This window comes from Microbacterium bandirmense (genome assembly GCF_037204185.1).
Lineage (GTDB): Bacteria > Actinomycetota > Actinomycetes > Actinomycetales > Microbacteriaceae > Microbacterium > Microbacterium bandirmense.
In genome coordinates, this window is record NZ_JBBDGM010000002.1 from 271,427 (window position 1) to 282,653 (window position 11,227).

5 protein-coding genes are annotated in these 11,227 nt (G+C 72.0%); 4 read left to right on the forward strand and 1 reads right to left on the reverse strand.

Features of this window, described 5'->3' with window-relative positions; translation table 11 throughout:
* The first annotated feature begins 130 nt into the window (after window positions 1-130).
* Together WDU99_RS03390 and WDU99_RS03395 are read left to right on the forward strand one after the other, a co-directional pair.
* The gene (locus WDU99_RS03390; RefSeq protein WP_337331026.1) at window positions 131-3,391 is read left to right on the forward strand and encodes an ATP-dependent helicase; all 3,261 of its coding nucleotides are present in this window, start codon (window positions 131-133) and stop codon (window positions 3,389-3,391) included.
* Window positions 3,388-6,885: an ATP-dependent DNA helicase gene (locus tag WDU99_RS03395; RefSeq protein ID WP_337331027.1), complete on the forward strand. Its 3,498-nt coding sequence runs from the start codon at window positions 3,388-3,390 to the stop codon at window positions 6,883-6,885. The genes WDU99_RS03390 and WDU99_RS03395 overlap by 4 nt, the downstream gene beginning before the upstream one ends.
* Here the strand turns inward: WDU99_RS03395 and WDU99_RS03400 are convergent.
* The gene (locus tag WDU99_RS03400; RefSeq protein ID WP_337331028.1) at window positions 6,831-8,255 is read right to left on the reverse strand and encodes a phosphotransferase; all 1,425 of its coding nucleotides are present in this window, start codon (window positions 8,253-8,255) and stop codon (window positions 6,831-6,833) included. The two genes, WDU99_RS03395 and WDU99_RS03400, sit on opposite strands and share 55 nt — an antisense overlap.
* Before the next feature lie 113 nt (window positions 8,256-8,368).
* Here WDU99_RS03400 and nudC point away from each other — a divergent pair, with 113 nt between their 5' ends.
* Complete coding sequence (gene nudC, locus WDU99_RS03405) at window positions 8,369-9,253, forward strand: NAD(+) diphosphatase (protein ID WP_337331029.1); 885 nt, start codon at window positions 8,369-8,371, stop codon at window positions 9,251-9,253.
* Window positions 9,250-10,971 carry an ATP-dependent helicase gene (locus WDU99_RS03410; RefSeq protein WP_337331030.1) on the forward strand — a complete coding sequence of 574 codons (1,722 nt, stop codon included), beginning with the start codon at window positions 9,250-9,252 and terminating at the stop codon, window positions 10,969-10,971. The genes nudC and WDU99_RS03410 overlap by 4 nt, the downstream gene beginning before the upstream one ends.
* Window positions 10,972-11,227 lie beyond the last annotated feature (256 nt).

The window sequence follows — 11,227 nt, forward strand, 5'->3', positions numbered from 1 at the left end:
CTCACGTTCTGCGAACACCGGCAACTCTACCGGCTGGCATCGGCGCTCGCCCCGGGCACGGTCGGATTTCGCCATGGGCGCACACGACGCGTCGTGAGCTCGTGTCGGTCGCCGCCGATAGCGTGGAGGCATGGGTTCGGATGCTGCGCAGCGCGCGATCGTCGAGGCAGAGGCGACGGCGTCCGGCGTCGTCATCGGCGCACCAGGCACCGGCAAGACGACCGCCCTCGTCGACCGCGTCGTGCACCTGCTCGATTCCGGGCTCCGTCCGGACGAGGTCCTGGCGCTCACCCCCAACAGGCAGGCGGCCACCGCGCTGCGCGACCGCATCGGCGTGCGCATCACACAGGCGACACCGGGCCCGCTGGCGCGGTCTGTGGGGTCGTTCGCGTTCCAGCTGGTCCGTGGCGCGATGGTGCGCGCCGGTGAAGAGCCGCCGGCGCTGCTGACCGGCGCGGACCAGGACCGCATCATCGCCGAGCTGCTCGCCGGGGAGGCTGAGGACGCCGAGGACGCCGAAGACGCCATCGCTCAGCACGGCGTCGTACGCTGGCCGGACTCGCTCGGCCCCTCGGTGCGGGCGTCGAAGGGGTTCCGCTCCGAGCTGCGTGCGTTCCTGGCCGAGTGCACCGAACTGGGTGTGCTGCCCGGTGAGCTGCGCGAACTGGGCGATGAGCTGTGGGCGGCGGCCGGCGAGTTCCTCGACGGGTATCACGAGGTGCTGGGGCGCCTGCGGTCGGCGCATCGAGACGCCGCCGATCTGCTCAGTGAGTCCGTGGGTATCCTGCACACGGCGGACGCCGCAGAGCTGGGGCCTCTCGCCGACCTGCGGGTCGTGCTCATCGACGACGCCCAGGAGCTCACGCGAGGAGGCATCGCCCTCGTGCGCGCGCTCCGGTCGCGGGGGATCGCCGTGCTCGCGTTCGGTGATCCCGACATCTCGTCGGGGGCCTTCCGCGGCGCGAGCCCCGAGCTGTTCGCCCAGCTCGCCGCGCAGCTCGGCGACGTGCACGTTCTCGACACCCCGCATCGACAGGCTCCGGCTCTCACCGCACTCACCCGCACCGTGACACAGGCGATCGGCGCATCGGGGCGGGTCGATCATCGCCGTGCTCCGGTCGTGGTCGACGACTCCGCCGCCGCCGTGACGACCTTCATCGCGCCCTCGCCCTACGAAGAGGTCGACCGCATCGCGGGCGTGCTGCGTGACTGGCACCTGAGCGATGGCATCCGCTGGGATCGCATGGCCGTCATCGCCCACGACACCCGGCAGGTCGCCCAGCTCGAGGCCGAGCTCGCCGCGCGCGACGTGCCCACCCGCGCCGCCGGGGTGCAGCGACCACTGGGCGACGAGACGGTCGTGCGCGATCTGGTCGGTATCGTCGACCTCGCGCTCACACCGGTCGAGGAGCGCACCCCGCAGCAGCTCGAAGAGGCCCTGCGATCGCCGTTCGGCGGCATGGACGCCATCGGCCTGCGGCGCTTTCGTGCGAGGCTCCGTCATCTCGAGCTCGAACACGGCGGATCGACTCCCGCGCGCGAACTGCTGCGGCAGGCGATGGCCGCCCCGTCGCATCTGACGCTCATCGATGCCGCAGAGGCGCGGGCGGCCGCCCGATTCGCCGACACGCTCGCGGAGATGACCGCCGCGGCGACCGCTGGCGAGACCATCCACGATCTGCTCTGGCGGGCCTGGGACGCGGCCAGGGGAGTGGACGGGAGAAGACTGCAGATCTCGTGGCGCGAGAACGCGCTGCAATCCACCAGCGGCGAGACCGCCCGCGCCCTCGACGCACTCGTCGCGCTGTTCGACGCCGCCAAGCGCTTCGTCGAGCGCACGCCCGAGGAGAAGCCCGACACGTTCGTGCGCGACATCCTCGGCAGCGAGGTGCCCGAGGACACGCTCTCGGCTCCCGAGCGTCCTGGCCGCGTCACCCTGCTCACACCGGCGACGGCGCTCGGCACCGAATTCGACGCCGTCGTGATCGCCGGTGTGCAGGACGGGGTCTGGCCGAACGTGCGCCTGCGCGGCGGGATGCTGCAGACCTGGCGTCTCGCCGACGCCATCACGGCGGCGCGCACGGGCGTGGACGCGGTCGTTCCCGGCGTGCTCGACCGCCGCCGCAGCGCGCTGCACGACGAACTGCGCCTGTTCGTGCGGGCCGTCTCGCGGGCTCGCTCTCGTCTGCTGATCACCGCCGTCGATGATGACGACTCGACACCGAGTCCGTTCTTCGGGTTCCTCCCGCAGCCCGACCCGCCTGAGCGTCACCCCGCGGCCGAGCATCCGCTCACCCTGCGCGGTCTGGTCGCACGGCACCGACGCACCCTGACCACCTCGTCGTCGCCCACGGCCCGGCAGGAGGCCGCCGGGCAGCTGGCGGTGCTCGCCCGGGAGGGAGTGCCCGGCGCCGAACCCGCGGAGTGGTACGGCGTGACGCCGCCGTCGACCGAGGCGCCACTGCGCGATCTCGACGTCGAGGCGGCTCGGGTGTCGCCCTCGCGCATGGAGGCGTTCGAGGAGTGCGGCCTCAACTGGGTCGTCTCCGCGCTCGGCGGTGACACGGTGCTCCCGCCTTCGGCGGGCATCGGCACGATCGTGCACGCGGCGATGGAGGCCGCGCCCGACGGTGACCTCGAGCGCATGCGCGAGGTGGTCGCACGCCGCTGGCCCGAGCTCGATTTCGACACCGAGTGGATCGGACGCAAGGAGCGCAGGCGTGCCGAGCAGTACGTCGAGCGCGTGCACTCGTACCTCGGGCGGGTGGCGGCCGACGGCGGCAGGGTGCTGGCCAGTGAGGTGGAGTTCCGGCTGGCGGTCGATGTGCCCCGAGAAGCTGCCGCTGAAGGAGCGCAGCGAGACGGGGTCTTGCCCACGGTGCATCCGGCGGGTGACGACACCGCGCGCCAGGCCATCATCCACGGGTACATCGACCGCGTCGAGGCGTATCCGGCGGGCGGCGGAGAGCACGCCGATGCGCGCGGCCGTGGATGGCAGGCGATGCCCGGCGAGAAGGAGAACGTGGTCGTGGTCGACCTGAAGACCGGCAAGTACGAGCCCGAGAACGACGAGAAGGTGCTCGCGCACGCGCAGCTGTCGGCGTACCAGCTCGCCGTGCAGCAGGGCCTGATCGAAGGGGCCGACCCGGACGCCCTCGCCGGGGCGCGCCTGGTGCTCGTCGCCAAGACCCTCGCCAAGAGCGACTACCGCGTCGCGCACCAGCACACCCTCGACGGCGAGGCGCGCGACGAGTTCCTCCGGCGCGTCGCCGACGCCGCGCGCGGCATGTCGGCGAGCAGTTTCACCGCCCAGGTGGAGGCGCACTGCGCCGACACGCAGTGGCGGGTGCAGCCCTGTCTCATCCACACGGTGCCGGCGGTGAGCGCATGACCGCCTGGCACGCTTCGACAGGCTCAGCGACCGCACTGGGGGACTCAGCGACTCAGCTGGGGGACTCAGCGACTCAGCTCCGCATCTCGGCGACCGATGTGGCCGGTGCGCTCGGCCTGCCGACGCCGACGCCCGCACAGCAGCGGGTGATCGAGGCGCCCGCGGGCCCCGCGCTCGTGGTCGCCGGTGCGGGCAGCGGCAAGACCGAGACCATGTCGGGCCGCGTCGTGTGGCTGGTCGCCAACGGGCACGTGCGGCGCGATGAGATCCTCGGTCTCACGTTCACCCGCAAGGCCGCCGGTGAGCTGTCGGAGCGCATCGGCGCGCGTCTGGCGATGATCGACGAGTACGGCCGACGCGGGCTGCTGCCCCACGTGCCCGAGATCGTCGCGTCGGGCGCGCTGCGTCGCGTGGATGCTGCCGCACCCGGCCGCCAGCGCGAGCTGGTGCGCGCACACGTGCTCGACGAACTCGCCGACACCTACGCGACCGGGTGGGATGCCACGCTGCCGCGCACCGCGGAAGACCTCATGATCCGTCCGCGCGTATCGACGTACAACGCGTTCGCCGACGGCATCGTGCGCGAGCACGCCGCGCGCATCGGCCGCGACCCGGACGTCGCGATGCTCAGCCAGGCCGCATCGTGGATCCTCGCCCGCGACGTCGTGCTGCGCGCCGACCTGCCCGGACTCGAGCTGATCGACCGCGCCCTGCCCGGCATCGTGGATGCCGTCCAGAAGCTCGCCGGCGATGTGCTCGACCACCGCGTCGACCTCGACCGCGCCGTGCGGATCGCCGACGCTCAGGCCGCCGCCTTCGAGCCCTATCTCGGGGTGGATGCGGTCGACAAGGCATCGGCGAATCTGCTCGCGCTGCCGGTGCTCGCCGACCTGGTGCGCGAGTACATCTCGGAGAAGTCCCGCCGCGGGGTGCTCGACTTCGCCGATCAGGTTTCGGGCGCCTACGACATCATCGAGTCGTCACCCGACGTGCGCGATGAGCTGCGCGAGCAGCACCGGGTTGTGCTGCTCGACGAGTACCAGGACACCTCCGTCATCCAGACCCGCTTCCTCGCCGAGCTGTTCCGCGACTCCGCCGTCATGGCCGTGGGCGACCCGCACCAGTCGATCTACGGATGGCGCGGAGCGAGCGCCGACAACCTGTTCGCGTTCTCCCACTCGTTCTCGACCGCGCAGACGGCGCAGACGTACAGCCTGATGACGAGCTGGCGCAACGACGCCCACATCCTCGACGTGGCCAACACCCTGCTCGAACCGCTGCAGCGACCGGGGCTCGACGTGCCGCCGCTCGAGCCGCGCCCCGGCGCCGGGACGGGCACGGTCGATGTGCGGTTCGCCTTCACCGTCGACGAGGAGGCGACGCGGGTCGCCGAATGGTTCGCCGCGCGACGCGCGGCACACCAGGGGGCCTCACCGCACACCGGGGCGATCCTGTTCCGCTCCAAGCGCCACATGCAGACATTCGCCGGGGCGCTCGCCGCAGCGGGCATCCCGCATCGCATCCTCGGCCTGGGCGGCCTGCTGGCCACACCCGAGGTGGTCGACGTCGTCTCCACGCTGCGGGTCATCCACGACCCGAACGCCGGCTCCGCTCTCATCCGGCTGCTGACCGGACCGCGCTTCGCGGTCGGGGTCGCCGACATGGCGGCGCTGTACGACCTGGCATCCGAGATCTCGCGTCGCGACAGCGCCCTGACGCCGCTCTCGGATGAGGTGCGCGCGCTGATCCGGTCGTCGAGCGGCGCCGACGAATCGGTGTCGATCGTCGACGCGGTCGACGTCGTGCGCGGCATGCGCGACGACTACCGCCTCATCGAGGGCATCACCCCCGACGGCAGGGCGCGCATCAGGGCCGCGGGGGAGATGCTCGAGCGGCTGCGTCGCGCGATCACCCAGCCGTTGCCCGAGCTGATCCGGCTCATCGAGTTCGAGCTGCGCCTCGACATCGAGCTCGCCGTCAACGAGTCCCGTGGCCCCGCGCGCATCGCCACCACGCAGCTGCGTTCGTTCGCCGATGAGGTGCGCGCGTTCCTCGCCGCGGATGAGCGCGGCACGATCAGCAGTCTGCTCGCCTGGCTCGAGAAGGCCGAGAGCACCGATGAGCTGATGCCGCGCCCCGAGCCCCCGGAACCCGGCGTCGTGCAGCTGCTCACGATCCACGGGTCGAAGGGGCTCGAATGGGACGCCGTGGCCGTCGTGCGGCTGGTCGACGACGAGCTGCCGTCGCGCGCGACCGACACGGCGGGCTGGTTCGGCTTCGGGGCGGTGCCGTTCCCGCTGCGGGGCGACGCCGCAGCCCTGCCGAGGTTCGAGTGGGATCCGCAGGAGGCGATGGATGCCGTCGGCGACGACCCGGTCAAGAGACACCGCGAGGGGCAGCGCTCGCTGTCGGGCGGCATCACCAAGACGTATCCCGGGGGTGCGCTGACGCGCTTCAAGAAGGCGTACTCCGACTATCAGAAGCGTGAGGAGCGCCGGCTGGCGTACGTCGCCGTCACCCGCGCTCGCAGCGACCTGCTGCTGACCGGCGCGCACTGGGCAGGGCAGAAGAAGCCGCGCACACCGAGCCCGTACCTGCTCGAGGCCATCGACGTGCTCGGACTGGACGCGATCGATGCGGTCGATCCCGACGAGAACCCGTATGACGGCCCCGGCATGACGACCACCTGGCCGCTCGACCCGCTGGGCGCCCGGCGCCCGCTGATCGAGCGGGCGGTCGACGAGGTGCGCAGCGCTCAGCAGGCACCACCGGAGCCCACCGTCGAGCTGCAGCGGCTGCTCGCCGAGCGGGAAGCGCGCCGGCGCGGTACCGACGCCGAGGTGCCGACGCGGGTGCCGGCGTCGCGGTTCAAGGACTACGTCACCGATCACGCGGGAACCCTGGGGCAGATCATCCGACCGATGCCCGAGCGGCCGTACCGCCAGACGCGTCTGGGCACCCTGTTCCACGCCTGGGTCGAGAACCGGTCGGGGCTGGTCGGAGCGGGCCGCGGCATCGATGAGGCCCTGTGGGAGATCGACGAAGACGTGCCGGAGGCGCCCGGCGTGTCCGACGCCGACGCCGCCGACCTGAACCGACTGCAGCAGATCTTCGAGGCCAGCGAGTGGGCACCGCTGAAGCCCATCGCCGTCGAGATCGAGATCGACTTCGCCTTCGGGCAGACCGTCGACGACGAAGGCCACATCGTCATCTGCAAGCTCGATGCGGTCTACCGCCGCGAGGATCGCGGCGGGCGTATCGAGATCGTCGATTGGAAGACGGGTCGCGCGCCGCGCACGGCGCAGGAGCGCGAAGATCGGATGCTGCAGCTCGCGCTCTACCGGCTGGCCTATCACCGACGGTTCGCTGTGCCGCTGGAGGAGATCGACGTCGCGCTGTACTACGTGGCCGACGACCTCGTCATCCGCGGGGACCGCGTCTACTCGGAGTCGGAGCTGGTCCAGCGCTGGAGCGCTGCCCGTGCGGCGCGCTGAGCCTCTTCCGCCGAATCCAGATCGCTCGATCCCGTCGCGGCGCCGTCGTCGGCATCCGATCCCGCCGCCGCGCTCGAGGTCTCGCGAGCGTCGCCGTGTGTCGAGCCGCGCACGCCGCTGATCTCGGTGAGGTCCTGAGTCGGCTCCTCCCAGGCCGCCGGCGCGCCCCCATGCGCGTCGGAGCGATCGTCGGTGTCTTCGGCATCGGTGTCTTCGGAGCGATCGTCGGTGTCGTCGGATGCGTCGGAGCGATCGTCCGTGTCTTCGGCATCCGTCCCGTCGGAGTCACCGCGCTGCTCGGCGTCGTCCTGCCATCGCAGGTCCTCCGGGCGATACGCGTCGGTCTGCATCGACGTGTCGATCGTCGCCGCGGCGGTCTCGGGCACCCGGTCGAGCACATCGAGCGCCGAATCGACCCCGCCCGTGTACGCGGCGACCACACGCAGATCATCGCTGCGCAGCCCGTCGGCGAGCGATTCGAGCAGCGCGGCAGCATCCTCGACGATGTCGGGGCGTCGCAGCTCGGCACCGTGCACCAGCCATCGTGCGAACTCCAGTTCGGCATGCAGCCGGGCGCGCACCCGCAGCGCATCGTCGATCGCCCGCGACGACGCGGTCGTGTACGCGGAATGCACGTCGGCCGCGGCCTCGGGAGCGCCCGACAGCCAGCCGAGATCCTCGGCCGGGTCGCCCACGGCCAGTCCCCGCCATCCCAGCACGCCCGACACCTGCGGCCCGTCGTGGGGATCGTCCTCGAACAGGAACGACGGCGCCTGCATCCCGCCCAGCGTCACGGCGGTCTCGAACCGCCACAGCTCGTCGTCGGCCGTCGCGTCGCGCCAGCGACCGGTGAGCCGCGACGGCACCCGGCCGGTGGCCGCCGCCCGGTCGACCAGCTGGGTGATCTCGGCACGAACCTCGTCCGCATCGCGCACTGTCAGCCCCGCGGCACGCACCACCGACGTGGGAAGCGCGTGCACCGCGGCGATCGTCTCGCCGATCGAGACGGCCGCACCGCGACCGGCGGGGATCAGCGTCGCGTCGATCTGGAACCCGGGCATCAGATCGGTCACCAGTGCGCGGGCCTCGCCGACGCGCGTCTCGCCGACGTGCGTCGGCACTCGGAACGGCAGCATCTCGCGCGCACCCGCGGTGAGTGCGCGCAGCGCCAGCGACTCCTCCGCGAGCTCCAGAGCGGCCGCATCGTCCTCTGCCACGCGGATGACGAGTTCCCGTCCGTCGGCGAGCGTCGCCACGGCGGAATCGAACCTGCCGTCGCCGTCGGCGGTCAGGGTGCGGGCGCCGACGACCTCTGCTCCGGGCAGTGCCGCAGTGACCGCCGCCACTAGAGTGAAAGGTGAGCGTGCCATGTTCCCCAGGGTAGGTCTGCACCCCGGTCGGTGCGCCCGCGCCACGCCCTGGCCGCGGTATACGCACGGGCATATGGCGCCCGAGAGAAACAGCACGAGACCAGGGGGATCGCATGATCGCATCGCAGGGCGCCCTCGACAGGGCAGCCGAATTGCGCACCGAGCCCGGTGTGATCGACCGGCTTCGCGCCGAGCCGAGCACACGCGTCGTGGTCGCGCGCGAAGGGCGCCTGCGTGTGGCATCCGACTCGGGCCGACCCCGCGTGCTGCGCGTCGCACCGAGCGACGTCGGCGAGGCCGACTGGGCGCTGCTCGGTCGCGATGCCGACGGGGTGCCGCTGCTGCTGGCCTCCGCGCCCGCCGAGGCCGACAGCATCGACGCCGCTCCCGACGAGGTCTGGCTGGGGCTGCGGGATGTCGGCGGCGCGCTGTCGTCCTACGAGTCCGAACTGTTCGTCAGCGCCATCGCGCTCGCCGGCTGGCTGGTCGAAGCGCGGCACTGCCCGACGTGCGGCACGGCACTCGACCTCGCGCAGGCCGGCTGGTCACGACGCTGCACCCCGTGCGATCGAGAGCACTTCCCCCGCACCGACCCCGCGGTCATCGTCGCCGTCGAGAGCCCGGACGGCGAGAAGCTGCTGCTCGGCGCCAACGCGAACTGGCGGGGACGCATGTACTCGTGCTTCGCGGGATTCGTCGAGGCCGGGGAGTCGCTCGAGAGCACGGTGCACCGCGAGATCGAGGAGGAAGCCGGCGTGCGGCTCGCCGACGTGCGCTACGCGGGCTCGCAGCCGTGGCCGTTCCCCCGGTCGCTGATGATCGGCTTCCACGCCACCGCGACCGATGAGAACGCCGTCCCCGACGGGGAGGAGATCATCGACGTGCGCTGGCTGACCAGGAGCGAGATCGGCACGGCCCTGGCGGGCGACGGCCCGGTCGGACTGCCGGGTGAGGCCTCCATCGCGCGACGGCTGATCATGGACTGGTACGCCCCGTGAGCGCCCTCGACGCCCTCGACGACCGGCAGCGTGAGGCGGCCTCCGTGCTGCGCGGCCCCGTCGCCGTGCTCGCCGGTGCCGGCACCGGCAAGACCCGCGTCATCACGCACCGCATCGCGCACGGCGTCGACACCGGCGCGTACTCGCCGTCGCGCGTGATGGCGGTGACGTTCACGGCGAAGGCGGCCGGAGAGCTGCGCGGACGCCTGCGCGCCCTCGGCGTCGGCGGGGTCGCCGCCCGCACGTTCCACTCGGCCGCGCTCAAGCAGCTCAACTTCTTCTGGCCCACCCTCACCGGCGACACCGCTCCCAGCATCATCGACAGCAAGGTGCGGATGCTGGGGCAGGCCGCAGACGCCATGCGCCTGCGCCCCAGCACGGCCACCCTGCGCGACATCGCCTCCGAGATCGAGTGGCGCAAGGTGTCGATGCTGTCGATCGAGCAGTACGCCGAGCAGGGTCGCCCGATCTCGGGCATCCGACCTGAGCAGCTCATCGAGCTGCAAGCCGCCTACGAGGCGCTGAAGGACGATCGCCGCCAGCTCGACTTCGAAGACGTGCTGCTGGCCTGCGCCGGCATGCTCGAGGCCGAGCCGCGCGTCGCCGCCGCGGTGCACGAGCAGTACCGGCACTTCACCGTCGACGAGTTCCAGGATGTGTCCCCGCTGCAGAACCGGCTGCTCGAGCTGTGGCTCGGTGAACGACGCGATCTCTGCGTGGTGGGCGATGCCAGCCAGACCATCTACTCGTTCGCCGGCGCGCAGCAGCGCTACCTTCTGGAGTTCGAGCGTCGGTTCCCCGATGCCACGGTCGTGCGCCTCGAGAGGAACTACCGGTCGCAGGCGCCGATCCTCGAGATCGCGAACGCGCTGATGCGCGGGCGACCAGGGGCACTGGCCCTGGTGCCCACCGGAGCGGGCCTCGGCAGCGAGACCCCCACGCTCACGGGGTACGACAGCGAGCGCGAAGAGGCGGAGGGCATCGCCGAGGCCATCGTGAAGCGGATCGCCGCAGGAGCATCGCCGGCCGAGATCGCCGTGCTGTACCGCGCGCACTCGCAGTCGGCCGTGCTGCAGCAGGCGCTCGCCGCGCGGGGGATCGCCACCAGCGTGCTCGGCGGCACCCGGTTCTTCGACATGCCCGAGGTGCGCCAGGCGATTCTCGGCCTGCGCGGTGCGGCCGTCGCACCGAGCGATGTCGGGTTCCTGCCGACCGTGCGCGACGTGCTGCGCGGACTCGGGCTCACCGAAGAGCCGCCAGCCGCCGGCGGCGCGCAGCGCGACGGGTGGGAGGCGCGCAGGGCGATCCTGCGGCTGGCCGAGGAGGCTCCGGTCGGCACGACCCTGAGGGTGTTCGCCGACGATCTGATGGCCCGCGCGCAGGATCAGCACGAACCGGTGCTGCACACCGTCACCCTGTCGACCCTGCATGCCGCGAAGGGGCTGGAGTGGCCGCACGTGCTGCTGGCCGGTTGGGCCGAGGGGGCGCTTCCGATCTCGTACGCCTCGACCTTCGAGCAGGTCGATGAGGAGCGCCGACTCGCCTACGTCGGCATCACGCGGGCCGCGCGAACGCTGGCCGTGTCGTGGTCTCGATCGGCGGGCCGGGGGGAGCGGTCGCCGTCGCGCTTCCTCGCGGAGATCGGGACGACATCCCGCGGCACCGGCATTCTTCGTGATGCCGCACCGAGCGCCAGACGACCCGTCCGTCAGGACTGACCCTGGCCATCACGCCGGTCTCGGGAGTCGGCGTGCGCAGCACCCGTGCGATCAGCGTGGCGGCGTGCGCGATGCGGGCGGCGCCGATGGTCACCGTGCGTCCCACCAGCTGGGCGTGCAGCGTCGGCCACGCCGGGTCGCGCTGCTGCTCGTGCACGTCGCGGCAGCTGAGGCAGGGGGAGCGGCCGGGCACCACCAGCGGCCCGATCGTCGCGGCCTCGGGTTCGAATCCGACCGCCAGATGCGGGATGTCCGC

Excerpts from the sequence above, each read along its gene's own strand:
- WDU99_RS03395 (WP_337331027.1), top strand. The coding sequence starts at position 3,388 with ATGACCGCCTGGCACGCTTCGACAGGCTCAGCGACCGCACTGGGGGAC.
- nudC (WP_337331029.1), top strand. The coding sequence starts at position 8,369 with ATGATCGCATCGCAGGGCGCCCTCGACAGGGCAGCCGAATTGCGCACC.
- WDU99_RS03390 (WP_337331026.1), top strand. The coding sequence starts at position 131 with ATGGGTTCGGATGCTGCGCAGCGCGCGATCGTCGAGGCAGAGGCGACG.
- WDU99_RS03400 (WP_337331028.1), bottom strand. The coding sequence starts at position 8,255 with ATGGCACGCTCACCTTTCACTCTAGTGGCGGCGGTCACTGCGGCACTG.